We start from the raw sequence: 16,051 nt of genomic DNA, 5'->3' as shown, positions 1-16,051 counted from the left end.
CTCGGCTTCGCGATAAAATACATCACCCTCCCTCGCGGAATCGGCGCTACGCTCACCAACATTCCGTCCGTGGATGATACATACGCGAAGCCACTCGCGGAAGGTGAAGAATTTTTCGTTCCTCTACGTCAACGCGTTTTGGCTGTGCTAAATTAGCAAACCCCGCCGCAATCTCTTGCGACGGGGTCTAAATCACTGGCCCATCCGGGCTGCGCGATCAGTCTTCGGCAGTGAATTCCGATTCCAGGCGCGCACGGTCGGCGGCACCCTTGGCGCTGGTGTCGCGGTCGACCAGTTCGATGATCGCCATGGGCGCCATGTCGCCATAGCGGAAGCCGGCCTTCATGATGCGGACATAGCCGCCCTGGCGGTCCTTGTAACGCTCACCCAGAACGTCGAACAGCTTGGCGACATGCATGTCCTGCTTCAGCTGGGCGTTCGCCTGACGGCGGGCGTGCAGATCGCCACGCTTGGCCAGCGTGATCAGCTTCTCGACGATCGGACGCAGTTCCTTGGCTTTCGGCAAGGTGGTCTTGATCTGCTCGTGCTCGATCAGCGAGCCGGACATGTTGGCGAACAGCGCCTTGCGGTGTTCGTGGGTACGGTTGAGGCGGCGATAGCCACGGGCGTGACGCATGATGATCTCCTACAGCGTGTTTTGCTTTGTCCGGCGGCCCATGCGTGCGGGCCGCTCTCCTTGGGGCAGATGCCCGGTGGTCAGCGGGGGTCACCCCCCGCCGTGATCTCAGAACTGGTCGTCGAAACGCTTGGCCAGGTCCTCGATGTTTTCCGGCGGCCAGTCGACCACGTCCATGCCCAGATGCAGGCCCATGCCCGACAGCACTTCCTTGATCTCGTTCAAGGACTTGCGGCCGAAGTTCGGGGTCCGCAGCATCTCTGCCTCGGTCTTCTGGATCAGGTCGCCGATATAGACAATGTTGTCGTTCTTCAGGCAGTTCGCCGAGCGGACCGACAGCTCAAGCTCGTCGACCTTCTTCAGCAGGCGCGGATCAAATTCCAGGCCATCGTCGCTGTCCTGGCGGTTCGCGGCTTCCGGCTCGTCGAAGTTGACGAACACGGACAGCTGATCCTGAACGATGCGCGCGGCATAGGCCACGGCGTCTTCCGGCGTCAGCGACCCGTCGGTCTCGATCTTCATGGTCAGCTTGTCATAGTCCAGCACCTGGCCCTCACGGGTGGGCTGCACCTCATAGCTGACGCGCTTGACCGGAGAAAAGATCGCGTCGATCGGGATCAGGCCGATGGGAGCATCCTCGGGACGGTTCTTGTCGGCAGCGACATAGCCCTTGCCCGTCTGCACGGTCAGTTCCATGTTCAACTCGGCGCCGTCATCCAGATGGCAGATGACGTGGTCACGGTTCAGAACCGTGATGCCGGCCGTTTCCTGGATGTCGCTGGCCTTAACCTCGCCCGGACCCTTGGCGGACAGCGTCAGGCGCTTGGGGCCCTCGACGTCCATCTTCAGCGTGACGCCCTTCAGGTTCAGCACGATGTCGGTCACGTCCTCGCGGACGCCGGCGACGCTGCTGAACTCGTGCAGGACGTTGTCGATCTGCACGGCCGTGATGGCACCGCCCTGCAGCGACGACATCAGCACCCGGCGCAACGCGTTGCCAAGCGTCAGGCCGAAGCCCCGCTCCAGCGGCTCGGCGACCAGGGTGGCCGTGCGGGTCGCGTCGGCGCCCGGCTTGACGACCAGCTGGGTCGGCTTGATCAGTTCGGCCCAATTCTTGTGGATCATGGATTTTCCTCCATACTTGCTTCCTGCCCATGACCGTGGCCGGAAACGCCCGAGGTGAAATGCGAAAGTCCGGCCCATGCGCGGACGCACGGGCCGGTCAATGATGATCCAGGATCAGACGCGACGGCGCTTGGGCGGGCGGCAGCCGTTATGCGCGATCGGCGTCACGTCACGGATGGCCGTGATGTTGAAGCCGGCAGCGGCCAGCGCGCGCAGAGCCGATTCGCGGCCCGAACCGGGGCCCTGGACTTCGACGTCCAGCGTGCGGACGCCGTGTTCCTGCGCCTTGCGGCCGGCATCTTCGGCAGCCATCTGGGCGGCGTAAGGGGTCGATTTGCGCGAACCCTTGAAGCCCATCGTGCCGGCCGAGGACCAGGCGATGGCGTTGCCCTGGACGTCCGAGATCAGGATCTTGGTGTTGTTGAAGCTGGAGTTCACATGCGCAACGCCGGTGGCGATGTTCTTGCGTTCCTTGCGCTTCATGCGGGTCTTGTCACGTGCCATGTCGCTTGCCCCTTATTTCTTCTTGCCGGCGATCGGCTTGGCCGGGCCCTTGCGGGTGCGCGCATTGGTATGCGTGCGCTGACCGCGGACCGGAAGGCCGCGACGGTGGCGAAGACCGCGATACGAGCCCAGGTCCATCATGCGCTTGATGTTCATCTGGACTTCGCGGCGCAGGTCGCCCTCGACGGTCAGGTTGGCATCGATGTATTCGCGGATGGCCAGGACTTCTGCGTCCGACAGATCGTTGATGCGGCGCGACGTGTCGATGCCGGTCGCTTCGCAGATCTGAGCGGCGTACAGGTCGCCGATGCCGTGGATATAGGTCAGAGCGATGGGGACGCGTTTCCCCGTCGGAATGTTGACGCCAGCAATACGAGCCACGCGTTTTCCTTTTCAGTTGCGGTTCCGTAACGCCGGAACCTTTTTTCACAACGCAAGGCCCGAAAGCTGTGCCTCCGGGCCAAATCGATGGTCCACCCGCGATCCGGGTGATTCTCTTGCGAGATGACGTGAACTAGCGGCAGATCGCCGCGTCGTCAAGCAGGCAGCTTTGCCGCGATCTGGGCGGCGACCTGCTCCATCGGTGCCATGCCGTCGACGGTCTGCAGGTTGCCCTTGGCGTAGTAGTAGCCCAGCAGCGGCGCGGTCTTCTTATAGTATTCGCGCAGGCGGTCGGCAAAGACCTCGGGGGTGTCGTCGCGGCGCACCGGCTGACCAGCGGCGCGCGATTCCTCGGCGCGCTTCACGATCCGTCCGACCAGGGCCTCGTCGTCGACCTGCAGTTCGATCACCGCGTCCAGCGCCATGCCGGATTCGGCCAGAAGGCGCCCCAAGGCATCCGCCTGCGCCAGCGTCCGGGGGAAGCCGTCGAAGATGAAGCCCTTGCCGCCCTTCTCAAGCTGCTCGCGGATCAGGCCGATGACGATCTCGTCCGTGACCAGTTCGCCCCGGTCCATGACCTTGGCGACGCGACGGCCCATCTCGGTCCCCGACGACCGGGCGGCACGCAGCATGTCCCCGGTGGACAGCTGGACAAGGCCCTTGTCGGCCACAAGGCGGCCGGCTTGGGTTCCCTTGCCGGCACCCGGCGGCCCCAACAGGATGATGTTGATGGTCATGGCGTCTGTCCCCCTCAGGTGGCCATTGATGCGGCCTTGTCGTGTCGTCGGTACGGTCGCGCCCTCAGCGGCGCGACGGCAGGCGGCGCGGCTTGGCGGTGCCCGGCTTGCGCTTGCCGCGCAGCTGGGATTTCTCGATCAGCCCCTCGTACTGGTGCGCCAGCAGGTGGCTCTGAACCTGATTGATCGTGTCCATCGTGACCGACACCACGATCAGGACCGAGGTTCCGCCCAGATAGACCGGGATCGAGAACTGGTCGCGCAGGATCTCGGGCATCAGGCAGACCAGCGCCAGATATGCAGAGCCGATCACCAGCAGGCGGTTCACCACGTAATCCAGATAGTCCTGGGTCCGCTTGCCCGGACGGATGCCCGGAATGAAGCCGCCCTGGTTCTTCAGGTTCTCGGCCACGTCATCGGTCTTGAACGAGACGTTCTGCGTGTAGAAATAGGTGAAGAACACGATCATCGCCGCGAAGAACAGCAGGTACAGCGGCTGGCCGGGCCCGAAATAGGCCAGGATCACCGACATGATCAGACCGGTCTCGTTCCCCGAGAAGGTCGAGATGGTGATCGGCAGCAGCAGCAGCGAGCTGGCGAAGATCGCCGGGATCACGCCCGCGGGATTGACCTTGACCGGCAGGTGGCTGGTCTGGCCGTCATAGACCTTCATGCCGACCTGGCGCCGGGGATACTGGATGCGGATCTTGCGCAGCGCGCGTTCCATGAACACGACGAAGGCGATGATCGCCACCAGCATCACGATCACGAACAGGATCACCGGGGTCGAGATAGCGCCCGTGCGGCCCTGCTGGAAGAAGGTGGCCAGCGCGGCCGGGATTTCGGCCAGGATGCCCACGAAGATGATCAGCGAGATGCCGTTGCCGACGCCGCGTGCGGTGATCTGTTCGCCCAGCCACATCAGGAACATGGTTCCGCCAACCAAGGTGATGACCACCGATGCTTGGAAGAACAGGCCGGGTTCATGCGCCAGGCCGCCGGCCTCCAGGCTGCGTGCCAGGCCGTATGCCTGGAACAGCGCCAGCGCCACGGTGCCGTAGCGGGTGTACTGGTTGATCTTCTTGCGGCCGGTCTCGCCTTCCTTCTTCAGCTGCTCCAGCGACGGGACCATCGAGGTCAGCAGCTGCACGATGATCGAGGCCGAGATGTAGGGCATGATGCCCAGGGCAAAGACACCCATCCGGCCAAGCGCGCCGCCGGTGAACATGGACAGCATGCCGCCGATGCCCGTCGAGGCCTGCTCCATGAAGTTGCGCAGCGCCGCGCCGTCGATGCCGGGCACCGGAATATAGGTGCCGATGCGGTACATGATCAGCACACCGATCGTGAACCAGATCCGCTGGCGAAGTTCCGTGGCCTTGCCGAGCTGCCCCCAGGAGAGGTTCGCGGCCATCTGTTCTGCGGCTGACGCCATGCTGTTTATGTCCCGTGTCATGACAGCGCCGCCGACCCGTTTTCGCGGGGACCGGCGGCGCCTGAAAACCTAGATGCTATCTATGGGGCAGGAAAGCCCCCTTCAACAGCTTATTCGGCCGCCGCGTCGCGCGCTGCCGGCAGGTTGACCTTGCCGCCCGCCTTCTCGACCGCGTCGATCGCGGCTTTCGAGGCACCGGTGACGGTGATGGTCATGCCCGACTTCAGCTCGCCGGTGGCCAGCAGACGGATGCCGTCCAGCTTGCGGCGGACCAGACCCGATGCGACCAGCGCGTCTTCGGTCAGCTCTGCCTTGCCGTCGATCTTGCCCGCATCGATGAAGCCCTGGATCTGGCCCAGGTTCACGACGGCGAACGACTTTGCGTTCGGCTTGCTGAAGCCGCGCTTGGGCAGGCGGCGATACAGCGGCATCTGGCCGCCTTCGTATCCGCCCAGGGCGACGCCCGAGCGCGACTTCTGGCCCTTGATACCCCGGCCGGCGGTCTTGCCCTTGCCCGAGCCCGGACCACGCGCAACGCGCTTCTTCGAGCGGTTCGCGCCATCATTGTCGCGGATTTCATGCAGTTTCATGTCGCTTCTCCTTGCCGGACACTCCCTCGAAGCGAAACAGGGGGCCACGGCTTTTCTTGCTTGTTGAATCACTGTGCCATTGAGCACCGGGGCCCTATACGCGCAATGCCCGCATCTTTCAAGCGATCCCGCCACAGGGGCGTTACCAATCACGCCCGACACCATCTTGTGTCTTGAGTGGCGCGCTCCCCTGCCACACGCATGGGCCATCCCCGATACTACCGGAAGTTGCCATGCCCCGCCTTGCCCTGATCCCCATCCTTGCCCTGCTCTCCGCCCTGCCGGCCGCGCCCGTCGCCGCGCAGGAGGCAGAGCCGACCTTCTGCACCGCCCGTATCAATGACCGCGATGTCGTCATGGGCTATGACAAGGCCGAGGCGCGGCTGTCGGACACCTATTCGCGCCGCGAACAGCTGGCCACCCGCATCGGGCGCCACGACTGCCCCAGCTATGTCGTCCTGCGCAGCCTGACGCCCGAACTGACGGACGAGGAACGCCTGCCCTTCTGCCTCCGCTTCGACAAGGCCAGCGAATCGGTGATGGGCTATGACTTGGGGGCGCGGGATGCCTGGGGCGTGTGCCGCAGCCAGACCCGCGCCGTCTGCCGCCGCGTGAACCAGACGACCGCCGCCGCGGGGGCGCTGTCGGGTGCCGCGGCCAGGCGGTCCGTGCAGGGGCTGCAGGCGCTGCCCGATGCGTCCGGGGCCGTGATCCTCAGCGGCGCGGGCACGGCGGTGTCCGGGGCCATGGCCTCGCTTGGCGGTGCGGCAGCGGCGGTCGCGGCCTCTCCGGTGCTGCTGACCGGGGCTGCTGTATCGGTCGTGGCGGTGGGCGGCACGCTCTATGCCTGCCGCGAATAGCGCTGAAACGCAAAACGCCCCGCAATGGCGGGGCGTTTCACTGTCCTGACCGCGGGGATCAGGCCTTTTCTTCGATGATCGCCACCAGGTGCGGGATCTTGTTGACCATGCCGCGCACGGAGGGGGTATCCTCCAGCTCGCGGGTGCGGTTCATCTTGTTCAGGCCCAGGCCCTTCAAGGTGGCCAGCTGGTCCTTGGGGCGGCGGATCGGCGATCCGATCTGCTTGACGACGATGGTTGCCATGCGTCTCGCTCCTTACGCTTCGACAGCGGCGTCAGCCGGCTTGTCGTTCGAGGGCAGGATGTCGGCCACTTTCTTGCCGCGACGGGTCGCGACGCTGCGGGGGCTCGACTCTTTCTTCAGACCGTCCAGGGTGGCGCGGATCATGTTGTAGGGGTTCTGCGACCCCTGCGACTTGGCCACGACGTCCTGCACGCCCAGCATCTCGAACACGGCGCGCATCGGGCCGCCTGCGATGATGCCGGTACCGGCGACGGCCGTGCGCATGATGACCTTGCCGGCGCCATGACGACCTTCGATGTCGTGGTGCAGGGTACGGCCGTCACGCAGCGGGACGCGGATCAGGCCGCGCTTGGCCTGCTCGGTCGCCTTGCGGATCGCCTCGGGGACCTCTTTGGCCTTGCCCTTGCCGAAACCGACGCGGCCGCGCTGGTCACCGACGACGACGAGAGCCGCAAAGCCAAAGCGCTTGCCGCCCTTGACCGTCTTGGACACGCGGTTGATTGCAACCAGGCGGTCCTGGAATTCCGGGTTCTCTTCGCGGTCGTTGCGACCGCCCCGGCGGTTGTTGTCACGTTCTGCCATGAGGCATTCCTTGTACGCGGGCGCGCGCGGCGCCGGTTGTGTCGATCCCGGTGAACGGATGTTCCCGGATCATCGGGACGGCGCCGCCACTGGGGCTGGCGCCGTCCGCAGGATCAGAACTTCAGACCACCTTCACGGGCGGCGTCGGCCAGAGCCTTAACCTTGCCGTGGAAGATGAAGCCGCCGCGGTCGAACACGACTTCTTCCACGCCAGCGGCTTTCGCACGCTCGGCGATGGTCGAACCGATCTTGGCCGCAGCCTCGACGTTGTTCTTGCCGATCAGGCCCAGGTCCTTCTCCAGCGTGCTGGCCGAAGCCAGGGTCACGCCCTTCAGGTCGTCGATCACCTGCACGAAGATGTTCTTCGAGGACCGGTGGATCGACATCCGCGGACGGCCGTTCGACATCGCCCGCAGCTTGTTCCGAACGCGCAGGCGGCGCTTCTGGAACAGCTCTTGCTTTTTCAGTGCCATTTCATGCGCCCCTTACTTCTTCTTGCCTTCCTTGCGGAACACGAACTCGCCCTTGTAGCGGATACCCTTGCCCTTGTAGGGCTCGGGCTTGCGCCACTCGCGGATGTTCGCTGCGACCTGGCCAACAAGCTGCTGGTCAATGCCTTCCACAACGATTTCGGTCTGCTTCGGAGACGACACCGTGACGCCTTCCGGCACCTCGAAGATCACGTCATGCGAGTAGCCCAGAGCCAACTTCAGGTCCTTGCCCTGCATGTTGGCGCGGTAACCCACACCCTGGATCTCCAGCTCCTTCTTGAACCCGGTGGACACGCCCACGGTCAGGTTCTCGATCATCGAGCGGGTCATCCCCCACTGCTGGCGCGCACGCTTGGACGTTCCGCGCGGCTTGACCGCGACGGAGCCATCTTCCAGCACCAGATCCACATCATCGGTCGCCGTAAAATGACGGGTGCCCTTCGGCCCCTTCACTTCGATGGTCTGACCCTTGATCTCGGCCGTCACGCCCTTGGGCAGTTCGACCGGCTTCTTACCAATACGAGACATTCTGCCCTCCTTAGAACACGGTGCAGAGGACTTCGCCGCCAACATTGGCATTGCGAGCCGCTGCATCCGACATGACGCCCTTGGGAGTCGAGACGATCGAGACGCCCAGACCCTGACGGACCTGCGGGATTTCCTTGGACCCGGCATAGACCCGGCGACCCGGCTTCGACACGCGCGACAGTTCCCGGATGACCGGGGTTCCGTCGTGGTATTTCAGCCCGATTTCCAGCTCTTTGTGGCCCTCGGTGGTGGTCACTTCCTCGTAGCCGCGGATGTAACCTTCGTTCTTCAGCACGTCCAGAACCCAGGCACGCAGCTTGGAGGCGGGGGTGCGTACGGTCGATTTGCCGCGCATCTGCGCATTGCGGATGCGGGTCAGCATATCGCCGAGAGGATCGTTCATCATGGTATGTGCCCCCTTACCAGCTGGACTTGACCAGGCCGGGGATCTGACCGTGCGAGCCGAGCTCGCGCAGCATGATCCGCGACAGTTTCAGTTTGCGGTAATACGCATGCGGACGACCGGTCAGTTGGCACCGGTTGTGCAGGCGCGTCGCCGACGAGTTGCGCGGCAGTTCGGCCAGCTTCAGCGTGGCCTTGAACCGCTCTTCCATCGGGCGGGACTGGTCCTTGATGACCTCGTTCAGTTCAGCACGCTTTGCAGCGTATTGCTTGACCAGACGTGCGCGCTTGTTCTCGCGCTCGATCATGGATTTCTTTGCCATATCTTCTTTCCCTCCGCGATCAGCTGGTGAACGGCATGTTGAAATGCTTCAACAGCGACTTCGCTTCCGCGTCGGTCGTCGCGGTGGTGCAGATGATGATGTCCATCCCCAGAACTTCGTCGACCTTGTCGAAGTTGATTTCCGGGAAAACGATGTGCTCTTTCAGGCCCATCGCATAGTTGCCGCGGCCGTCGAACGACGTCGGCTTCACGCCGCGGAAGTCGCGGACGCGGGGCAGCGCGATGTTGATCAGGCGGTCCAGGAATTCGTACATGCGGTCGCCGCGCAGGGTCACCTTGCAGCCAAGCGGCATCTCCTCACGCACGCGGAAGCCGGCGATCGACTTCTTGGCATAGGTGATGATGGCCTTTTGACCGGCGATCAGCGACAGCTCGTCGGCCGCCTGCTTGACCTTCTTGGTGTCCTTGACGGCTTCGCCGACACCCATGTTCAGGACGATCTTGTCCAGACGCGGGATCTGCATGTCGTTCTTGTAGCTGAACTCTTCCTTCAGCGCGGCCTTGATGGTGTCGGTGAACACCGCGCGCAGGCGGGGCGTGTACTTGGCGTCGTCCAGCATCAGATCACGTCTCCCGTGGTCTTGGCAAAGCGGACCTTGCCGCCGTCTTCCATGCGGAAGCCGACGCGGGTTGCCTTGCCGTTCTTGTCCATCAGCGACAGGTTCGACAGGTCGATCGGCATGGCCTTCGACACGCGGCCGCCCTGGCTGTTCTGGGACTGCTTGGTGTGGCGGATGGCGACATTCACGCCGTCCACGATGGCCTTGTTGTCCTTGGGCATGACAGCGGTGATCTCACCCTGCTTGCCCTTGTCCTTGCCGGCCAGCACGACGACCTTGTCGCCCTTCTTCAGCTTGGCAGCCATCACAGCACCTCCGGTGCAAGCGAGATGATCTTCATGAAGTTCTTCGCACGCAGCTCGCGCACGACCGGCCCGAAGATACGGGTGCCGACCGGTTCGCCCTGGTTGTTCAGGATGACGGCGGCATTGCGGTCGAAGCGGATCGAGGTTCCGTCTTCGCGATTCACTTCCTTGGCGGTGCGAACGACGACGGCCTTGCGGACGTCACCCTTCTTCACCCGGCCCCGGGGGATGGCTTCCTTCACGGACACGACAATGATGTCGCCCACCGACGCATAGCGACGGTGCGAACCACCCAGGACCTTGATGCACTGAACCCGGCGAGCGCCCGAGTTATCAGCAACATCCAGATTGGTCTGCATCTGGATCATTTGGTTTCTCCCGACCTTTGGGGACCGCCGACTGCGGCCCCAGGGTTTCGATCATTTCTGATCTGTAATGATGGACTTCAGGCGTTGACCGCTTCGTCCGTCAGGACAGTCCAGCGTTTCGTCTTCGAGATCGGGGCGCATTCGACGATGCGAACGGTGTCCCCGATCTTGAACTGGTTCTGCGCGTCATGCGCGCGGTATTTCTTCGACGACCGCACGATCTTGTGCAGCACGGGATGCTTGAAGCGGCGCTCGACCAGGACGGTGATCGTCTGTTCGTTCTTGTCGCTGGTGACGCGGCCTTGCAGGATACGTTTGGGCATGGGCCGGGCTCCTTAGTTCGAGGCCGCGGCTTCGGCCGCTTTCTGGTTCAGAATCGTCTTCACGCGAGCCACGTCGCGACGGACGGTGCGCATGCGCGCGGTGCTTTCCAGCTGGCCGGTCGCCTGCTGAAAGCGCAGGTTGAAGGCCTCTTTTTTCAGCGCAACCAGCTGATCCTTCAGCTGGTCGGGCGTCTTCGACTTCAGTTCGGTAGCGTCCATGACGCGTCTTCCTTTCAACATCACCGGAGAGCCCCTGTCGCCAGGGCCACCCTGATTCCGGTGGAGTTTCGTGATGAAGGCCTGCGCATACAGGCTGAACGCCCGTTTGGCAAGCCCGTTTGCGGGAAAAGGCAGGGGCCCCGCCGATCGCTCGGCGGGGCCCCCTTTCGCGCTGGCCCGGCGGGCCGACGCTTACCAGTCTTCGCGTGCGACGATGCGGGTCAGGACCGGCAGCTTCATCGCGCCGAGGCGCAGGGCCTCGCGGGCGATGGTGTCGTTCACGCCGTCGATCTCGAACATGATCCGGCCGGGATGCACCCGGGCCGCCCAGAAGTCGACGGAACCCTTGCCCTTACCCATCCGGACCTCGGTGGGCTTGGACGACACCGGAACGTCCGGGAAAATCCGGATCCAGACCCGGCCCTGACGCTTCATGTGACGGGTGATCGCGCGGCGGGCCGCCTCGATCTGGCGCGCGGTGACGCGCTCCGGTTCGGTTGCCTTCAGGGCGAACGAGCCAAAGTTCAGGTCGAAACCGCCCTTTGCCTCGCCGTGGATACGGCCCTTGTGCTGTTTGCGGAACTTGGTCCGTTTCGGTTGCAGCATTGTTTTCTACTCCTTACCGGGCGTCGCGGCGCGGACCACGGGGGGCCGGACCTTCCTGGGCCTCGGCAGCGCGGCGATCATGGGCCTGGGGATCATGTTCCATGATCTCGCCCTTGAAGATCCACACCTTCACGCCGATGATCCCGTACGGGGTCGTGGCTTCGCAGAGTGCATAGTCGATGTCGGCCCGCAGGGTGTGCAGGGGCACGCGGCCCTCGCGATACCACTCGGTCCGTGCGATCTCGGCGCCGCCCAGACGGCCGGCGACGTTCACGCGGATGCCCAGGGCGCCCATGCGCATCGCGTTCTGGACCGAACGCTTCATCGCGCGGCGGAACGACACGCGACGCTCCAGCTGCTGAGCGATCGACTCGGCGACCAGTTGCGCATCGACGTCGGGCTTGCGCACTTCGACGATGTTCAGGTGCAGTTCGCTGTCGGTGAAGTTCGCCAGCTTCTTGCGCAGGGTCTCGATGTCCGCACCCTTCTTGCCGATGATGACACCGGGACGCGCTGCGTGAATGGTCACGCGGCACTTCTTGTGGGGGCGCTCGATGATGACGCGGCTGATGCCGGCCTGCTTGGCTTCGGTGCGGATGAAGTCCCGGATCTTCAGGTCTTCAAGCAGCAGATTGCCATAGTCCTTGTCGTCGGCGTACCAGCGGCTGTCCCAGGTGCGGTTGACCTGGAGGCGCATGCCGATCGGATTGACCTTCTGACCCATTACGCTTGCTCCTCGACTTGGCGCACCTTGATGGTGATTTCCGAAAACGGCTTCATGATCTTGCCGAAGCGGCCACGTGCCCGCGGACGGCCACGCTTCATCACCAGGTTCTTGCCGACCCATGCCTCGGCGACGACCAGGTTGTCGACGTCCAGACCGTGGTTGTTCTCGGCGTTCGCGATGGCGGACTGAAGGCACTTCTTCACGTCGCCGGCGATGCGCTTGTGCGAGAAGGTCAGGTCGGCCAGAGCCTTGTCGACCTTCTTGCCGCGGATCAGCTGAGCCACCAGGTTCAGCTTCTGCGGCGAGGTGCGAAGCATCTTCGTCTTGGCGAAGGCCTCGTTCTCCGCCACGCGGCGCGGATTGTTTTCCTTACCCATGACGATTACTTCCTCTTGGCTTTCTTGTCCGCGGCGTGCCCGTAATAGGTGCGCGTGGGCGAATATTCACCGAATTTCTGACCGATCATCTCTTCGCTGACGTTCACGGGGATGTGCTTGTGCCCGTTGTAGACGGCAAAGGTCAGGCCGACGAATTGCGGCAGGATGGTCGAGCGACGCGACCAGATCTTGATGACGTCGGATTTCCCCGACTCACGGGCCTTCTCGGCTTTCTTGAGCACATAGGCGTCAACAAAGGGGCCTTTCCAAACAGAACGTGCCATAGGTCAGCGCCCCTTCTTCTTCGCGTGACGCGAACGCAAGATGTACTTGTCGGTCGCCTTGTTGCTGCGGGTCTTCTTGCCCTTGGTGTCCTTACCCCAGGGCGTGACCGGCGTGCGGCCACCCGAGGTGCGGCCCTCACCACCACCATGCGGGTGGTCGATCGGGTTCATGGCGACACCGCGGACGCTCGGGCGGATGCCCTTGTGGCGGTTGCGGCCGGCCTTGCCGAGGTTCTGGTTCGAATGGTCGGCATTCGACACGGCGCCGATGGTCGCCATGCACTCCTGACGGACCAGGCGCAGCTCGCCCGAGGACAGGCGGATCTGGGCATAGCCGCCGTCACGACCCACGAACTGGGCATAGGTGCCAGCCGAACGCGCGATCTGGCCGCCCTTGCCGGGCTTCAGCTCGACGTTGTGGACGATCGTGCCGATGGGCATGCCGCTGAAGGGCATGGCGTTGCCCGGCTTCACGTCGACCTTGGAACCCGCGACGACCTTGTCGCCGATGGCCAGACGCTGCGGTGCCAGGATATAGGCCTGCTCGCCGTCCTCGTACTTGATCAGCGCGATGAAGGCGGTGCGGTTGGGATCGTACTCGATCCGCTCGACCGTGCCGGCCATGTCGAACTTGGTGCGCTTGAAATCGACGATGCGATACAGGCGTTTCGCGCCGCCGCCTTGGCGCCGCATGGTGATCCGTCCGGTGTTGTTCCGGCCGCCTTTCTTGGTCAGACCCTCGGTGAGGCTCTTGACCGGGCGACCTTTCCAAAGCTCCGAACGGTCGATCAGAACCAGCCCACGCTGGCCAGGCGTCGTCGGTTTGTACGACTTCAATGCCATCTTTCTGTCTTCCGTTGCTTTGGACCAGGGTGGTCCGTTTCAGTCAATTGCGGCGGCCCCGGAATGCCGGGGCCGCCAGATTGCGTCCGGTTATCAGAGACCGGTCGAAACGTCGATGGTGCTGCCGGCTTCCAGCGTCACATAGGCCTTCTTGACGTCGCTGCGACGACCCAGCTGGCCGCGGAAGCGCTTCTGCTTGCCCTTGGTGATGGTGGTGTTGACCGCCTTCACCTTGACGCCGAACAGGGCCTCGACGGCCTGCTTGATCTGCGGCTTGTTCGAGTCCTTGGCGACCTGGAACACGACGCCGTTGTTCTCGGACGTCATGGTGGCCTTCTCGGTGATGATCGGCTTGACGATCACGTCGTAATGTTCTGCTTTCGCGCTCATTTCAGACGAGCCTCCAGAGCTTCGACACCGGCGCGCGTGATGACCAGGGTATCACGCTTGAGGATGTCATACACGTTGGCACCCATCGACGGCAGGATGTCCACGCCTTCGATGTTGCGGGCGGCACGGGCGAAGTTCTCGTTCACTTCGGCACCGTCGATCACCAGCACGCGCTTCCAGCCGTTCTCACGGACGGCCTTGGCGACGGCTGCGGTCTTGGCATCAGCGAGGTTCAGATCCTCGATGATGACCAGTTCACCCGCGGTGGCCTTTGCCGACAGCGCGTGACGCAGACCCAGGGCACGGACCTTCTTGGGCAGATCGAAGGCGTGCGACCGCGGGGTCGGACCCTTGTAGACGCCGCCGTGACGGAAGGTCGGCGCCTTGCGGGAGCCGTGGCGTGCGCCGCCGGTGCCCTTCTGGCGATAGATCTTCTTGGTCGAGTAGCTGACGTCCGACTTGCCCAGCACCGAGTGGGTGCCGGCCTGTGCCTTGGCGCGCTGCCAACGCACGACGCGCTGCAGGATGTCGCCGCGCGGCTCCAGCCCGAAGATGTCGTCGGCCAGATCGATCGACCCGGCTGCGCCGGAATCCAGCTTGATCACATCAAGTTTCATCACTTGTCTCCTTCCGGCGCGTCGTCATTGGAGGCCGGCTCTTCCGCGTTGGGATCGGCAGCGTCCTTGTCCGACTTGATCGAGGCTTCGGCCTCGGCCAGGGCGGCGGCTTCCTGCTCAGCGGCCAAACGGGCGGCCTCCTCGCGGGCGGCTTCTTCCTCGGCGGCGGCGGCGGCGGCGGCTTCCTCAGCCAGGCGCGCGGCTTCGCGGGCGGCGGACCGCAGGGCGGCCGGATAGATCAGGTTCTCGGGCGTCGCCTTCTTGACGGCGTCCTTGACGGTGACCCAGCCACCCTTCGAGCCCGGAACCGAGCCCTTGACCATGATCAGGCCACGCTCGGAATCCGTGCGGACGACCTGCAGGTTCTGCGTGGTGACGCGGACGGCACCCAGGTGACCTGCCATCTTCTTGCCCTTGAACACCTTGCCGGGGTCCTGGCACTGGCCGGTCGAACCGTGCGAACGGTGGCTGACGGACACGCCGTGCGACGCGCGCAGACCGCCGAAGTTGTGGCGCTTCATGGCGCCCGCAAAGCCCTTACCGATCGAGATGCCGGCGATGTCCACATACTGACCCGAGAAGTAGTGGTCAGCCGTGATCTCCTCACCGACGTTGATCAGGTTCTCTTCCGCAACGCGGAATTCCACGATCTTGCGCTTGGGCGCGACCGAGGCCTTGGCAAAGTGACCGCGCATCGCTGCGGTCGTGCGCTTTGCTTTCGCTTCGCCGGCGCCCAGCTGGACGGCGGTATAGCCATCGGTCGCGGCGGTGCGCTGCGCGATGACCTGCAGGCCGTCCAGTTGCAGGACGGTGACGGGAACCTGACGGCCGTCCTCGAGGAACAGACGGGTCATGCCCAGTTTCTTGGCGATGATACCAGTACGCAACATGATCTGCCTCCTCAGACTTTGATCTCGACGTCCACGCCAGCGGCGAGGTCGAGCTTCATGAGGGCGTCAACGGTCTGCGGGGTCGGATCGACGATGTCCAGCAGACGCTTGTGCGTGCGGATTTCCCACTGGTCGCGCGACTTCTTGTCGATGTGCGGACCGCGCAGGACGGTGAATTTCTCGATCTTGTTCGGCAGCGGGATCGGGCCGCGGACGGTCGCGCCGGTGCGCTTGGCCGTGTTGACGATTTCCTGGGTGCTGGCATCCAGCACACGGTAATCAAAGGCCTTCAGCCGGATCCGGATATTCTGGCTTTGCATAAAGACATCCCTCTTGCGGGGAGTTCCAGTCGAGAGGCTGACGGCGCACCACGCGGCGCCAGCATCGGACCGTACGAAAAAAACGCAGGCCGCCCACGATGAGGCGGCCACGCGCAAAACCGACGATTCTTCGCGAACCGGCAGCGTTGCGGTCCTATGCCGCAAATCGGCCTGCCCGTCAAGCGCCGCAGGCCGCATGAAAAAGGCCACCCCGAAGGGTGGCCTTTCCCACAGCATTCCTTGGCCCGTTCGGGCCCTGGATCACTTGATGATCTTGGAGACGACGCCTGCGCCGACGGTGCGGCCGCCTTCGCGGATGGCGAAGCGCAGCTTCTCTTCCATCGCGATCGGGGCGATCAGCTC

The 16,051-nt window shown here is 63.8% G+C and carries 29 protein-coding genes; 1 reads left to right on the top strand and 28 read right to left on the bottom strand.

Annotated elements, in window-relative coordinates:
- Nucleotides 1-217: 217 nt before the first annotated feature.
- From rplQ to rplO, 7 genes are all read right to left on the bottom strand, one after another.
- Nucleotides 218-637: a 50S ribosomal protein L17 gene (gene rplQ / locus LZ686_RS17490; RefSeq protein WP_042247916.1), complete on the bottom strand. Its 420-nt coding sequence runs from the start codon at nt 635-637 to the stop codon at nt 218-220.
- Between the two features lie 108 nt (nt 638-745).
- On the bottom strand, nt 746-1,762 hold the full coding sequence (locus LZ686_RS17485; RefSeq protein WP_042247914.1) for a DNA-directed RNA polymerase subunit alpha: 1,017 nt from the start codon (nt 1,760-1,762) through the stop codon (nt 746-748).
- Between the two features lie 114 nt (nt 1,763-1,876).
- On the bottom strand, nt 1,877-2,266 hold the full coding sequence (rpsK, locus tag LZ686_RS17480; protein WP_042247912.1) for a 30S ribosomal protein S11: 390 nt from the start codon (nt 2,264-2,266) through the stop codon (nt 1,877-1,879).
- 12 nt (nt 2,267-2,278) lie between these two features.
- Nucleotides 2,279-2,647: a 30S ribosomal protein S13 gene (rpsM, locus tag LZ686_RS17475; RefSeq protein ID WP_045982147.1), complete on the bottom strand. Its 369-nt coding sequence runs from the start codon at nt 2,645-2,647 to the stop codon at nt 2,279-2,281.
- Between the two features lie 155 nt (nt 2,648-2,802).
- Complete coding sequence (locus LZ686_RS17470) at nt 2,803-3,378, bottom strand: adenylate kinase (RefSeq protein ID WP_502922028.1); 576 nt, start codon at nt 3,376-3,378, stop codon at nt 2,803-2,805.
- 70 nt (nt 3,379-3,448) lie between these two features.
- Nucleotides 3,449-4,819 carry a preprotein translocase subunit SecY gene (secY, locus tag LZ686_RS17465; RefSeq protein WP_349548608.1) on the bottom strand — a complete coding sequence of 457 codons (1,371 nt, stop codon included), beginning with the start codon at nt 4,817-4,819 and terminating at the stop codon, nt 3,449-3,451.
- 110 nt (nt 4,820-4,929) lie between these two features.
- Nucleotides 4,930-5,409: a 50S ribosomal protein L15 gene (rplO, locus tag LZ686_RS17460; RefSeq protein WP_045982150.1), complete on the bottom strand. Its 480-nt coding sequence runs from the start codon at nt 5,407-5,409 to the stop codon at nt 4,930-4,932.
- 233 nt (nt 5,410-5,642) lie between these two features.
- Here rplO and LZ686_RS17455 point away from each other — a divergent pair, with 233 nt between their 5' ends.
- Nucleotides 5,643-6,269, top strand: coding sequence for a hypothetical protein (locus LZ686_RS17455; RefSeq protein ID WP_349548607.1), 627 nt, complete (start codon nt 5,643-5,645; stop codon nt 6,267-6,269).
- A 58-nt stretch (nt 6,270-6,327) separates the two neighbouring features.
- On the opposite strand, the gene rpmD is transcribed toward LZ686_RS17455, so the two are convergent.
- The 21 genes from rpmD to LZ686_RS17350 all read right to left on the bottom strand — a co-directional run.
- A complete protein-coding gene (gene rpmD / locus LZ686_RS17450) occupies nt 6,328-6,513 on the bottom strand; it encodes a 50S ribosomal protein L30 (RefSeq protein ID WP_046000102.1) in 186 nt (61 codons plus the stop codon).
- A 12-nt stretch (nt 6,514-6,525) separates the two neighbouring features.
- Nucleotides 6,526-7,095 (bottom strand): 30S ribosomal protein S5, encoded by a 570-nt coding sequence (gene rpsE, locus LZ686_RS17445; protein ID WP_042247897.1) that lies wholly within the window; start codon nt 7,093-7,095, stop codon nt 6,526-6,528.
- A gap of 113 nt (nt 7,096-7,208) precedes the next feature.
- Complete coding sequence (gene rplR / locus LZ686_RS17440; protein ID WP_045982153.1) at nt 7,209-7,568, bottom strand: 50S ribosomal protein L18; 360 nt, start codon at nt 7,566-7,568, stop codon at nt 7,209-7,211.
- A 12-nt stretch (nt 7,569-7,580) separates the two neighbouring features.
- On the bottom strand, nt 7,581-8,114 hold the full coding sequence (gene rplF / locus LZ686_RS17435; protein ID WP_045982154.1) for a 50S ribosomal protein L6: 534 nt from the start codon (nt 8,112-8,114) through the stop codon (nt 7,581-7,583).
- Between the two features lie 10 nt (nt 8,115-8,124).
- Complete coding sequence (rpsH, locus tag LZ686_RS17430) at nt 8,125-8,517, bottom strand: 30S ribosomal protein S8 (RefSeq protein WP_045982167.1); 393 nt, start codon at nt 8,515-8,517, stop codon at nt 8,125-8,127.
- 16 nt (nt 8,518-8,533) lie between these two features.
- Nucleotides 8,534-8,839, bottom strand: coding sequence for a 30S ribosomal protein S14 (rpsN, locus tag LZ686_RS17425; RefSeq protein ID WP_042247889.1), 306 nt, complete (start codon nt 8,837-8,839; stop codon nt 8,534-8,536).
- A gap of 19 nt (nt 8,840-8,858) precedes the next feature.
- Entirely contained in the window at nt 8,859-9,419 is a 561-nt protein-coding gene (gene rplE, locus LZ686_RS17420; protein ID WP_045982155.1) for a 50S ribosomal protein L5, read from the bottom strand.
- Entirely contained in the window at nt 9,419-9,724 is a 306-nt protein-coding gene (rplX, locus tag LZ686_RS17415; protein WP_045982156.1) for a 50S ribosomal protein L24, read from the bottom strand. Before rplX ends, rplE begins: the two co-directional genes overlap by 1 nt.
- Nucleotides 9,724-10,092, bottom strand: coding sequence for a 50S ribosomal protein L14 (rplN, locus tag LZ686_RS17410; RefSeq protein ID WP_022708219.1), 369 nt, complete (start codon nt 10,090-10,092; stop codon nt 9,724-9,726). Before rplN ends, rplX begins: the two co-directional genes overlap by 1 nt.
- Nucleotides 10,093-10,169: 77 nt before the next feature.
- A complete protein-coding gene (gene rpsQ / locus LZ686_RS17405; protein WP_045982157.1) occupies nt 10,170-10,415 on the bottom strand; it encodes a 30S ribosomal protein S17 in 246 nt (81 codons plus the stop codon).
- A 12-nt stretch (nt 10,416-10,427) separates the two neighbouring features.
- Nucleotides 10,428-10,634: a 50S ribosomal protein L29 gene (rpmC, locus tag LZ686_RS17400; RefSeq protein WP_045982158.1), complete on the bottom strand. Its 207-nt coding sequence runs from the start codon at nt 10,632-10,634 to the stop codon at nt 10,428-10,430.
- A 192-nt stretch (nt 10,635-10,826) separates the two neighbouring features.
- Nucleotides 10,827-11,240, bottom strand: a complete 414-nt coding sequence (rplP, locus tag LZ686_RS17395) for a 50S ribosomal protein L16 (RefSeq protein ID WP_045982159.1) — start codon at nt 11,238-11,240, stop codon at nt 10,827-10,829.
- Nucleotides 11,241-11,253: 13 nt separating this feature from the next.
- Nucleotides 11,254-11,964 carry a 30S ribosomal protein S3 gene (gene rpsC / locus LZ686_RS17390; RefSeq protein WP_045982160.1) on the bottom strand — a complete coding sequence of 237 codons (711 nt, stop codon included), beginning with the start codon at nt 11,962-11,964 and terminating at the stop codon, nt 11,254-11,256.
- Nucleotides 11,964-12,344 (bottom strand): 50S ribosomal protein L22, encoded by a 381-nt coding sequence (gene rplV, locus LZ686_RS17385; protein ID WP_042247864.1) that lies wholly within the window; start codon nt 12,342-12,344, stop codon nt 11,964-11,966. Before rplV ends, rpsC begins: the two co-directional genes overlap by 1 nt.
- 5 nt (nt 12,345-12,349) lie before the next feature.
- On the bottom strand, nt 12,350-12,628 hold the full coding sequence (gene rpsS, locus LZ686_RS17380; RefSeq protein WP_045982161.1) for a 30S ribosomal protein S19: 279 nt from the start codon (nt 12,626-12,628) through the stop codon (nt 12,350-12,352).
- A gap of 3 nt (nt 12,629-12,631) precedes the next feature.
- On the bottom strand, nt 12,632-13,471 hold the full coding sequence (gene rplB, locus LZ686_RS17375; protein ID WP_046000099.1) for a 50S ribosomal protein L2: 840 nt from the start codon (nt 13,469-13,471) through the stop codon (nt 12,632-12,634).
- A gap of 93 nt (nt 13,472-13,564) precedes the next feature.
- Nucleotides 13,565-13,861 carry a 50S ribosomal protein L23 gene (locus tag LZ686_RS17370; RefSeq protein WP_046000098.1) on the bottom strand — a complete coding sequence of 99 codons (297 nt, stop codon included), beginning with the start codon at nt 13,859-13,861 and terminating at the stop codon, nt 13,565-13,567.
- Complete coding sequence (gene rplD, locus LZ686_RS17365) at nt 13,858-14,478, bottom strand: 50S ribosomal protein L4 (RefSeq protein ID WP_045982164.1); 621 nt, start codon at nt 14,476-14,478, stop codon at nt 13,858-13,860. Before rplD ends, LZ686_RS17370 begins: the two co-directional genes overlap by 4 nt.
- A complete protein-coding gene (rplC, locus tag LZ686_RS17360; RefSeq protein WP_045982165.1) occupies nt 14,478-15,368 on the bottom strand; it encodes a 50S ribosomal protein L3 in 891 nt (296 codons plus the stop codon). The genes rplD and rplC overlap by 1 nt, the downstream gene beginning before the upstream one ends.
- A gap of 11 nt (nt 15,369-15,379) precedes the next feature.
- Nucleotides 15,380-15,688: a 30S ribosomal protein S10 gene (gene rpsJ, locus LZ686_RS17355; RefSeq protein WP_042247848.1), complete on the bottom strand. Its 309-nt coding sequence runs from the start codon at nt 15,686-15,688 to the stop codon at nt 15,380-15,382.
- A 261-nt stretch (nt 15,689-15,949) separates the two neighbouring features.
- Nucleotides 15,950-16,051, bottom strand: a 102-nt coding sequence (locus tag LZ686_RS17350; protein ID WP_256481230.1) for an EF-Tu C-terminal domain-related protein, incomplete at its 5' end; no start/stop codon positions are given.

Origin of the sequence: Paracoccus sp. NFXS7, from assembly GCF_040148865.1 — a bacterium.
Taxonomy (GTDB): domain Bacteria; phylum Pseudomonadota; class Alphaproteobacteria; order Rhodobacterales; family Rhodobacteraceae; genus Paracoccus; species Paracoccus marcusii.
The sequence above is the reverse complement of the archived record's forward strand: the minus strand, read 5'-3'. Positions and strand labels throughout refer to the sequence as shown.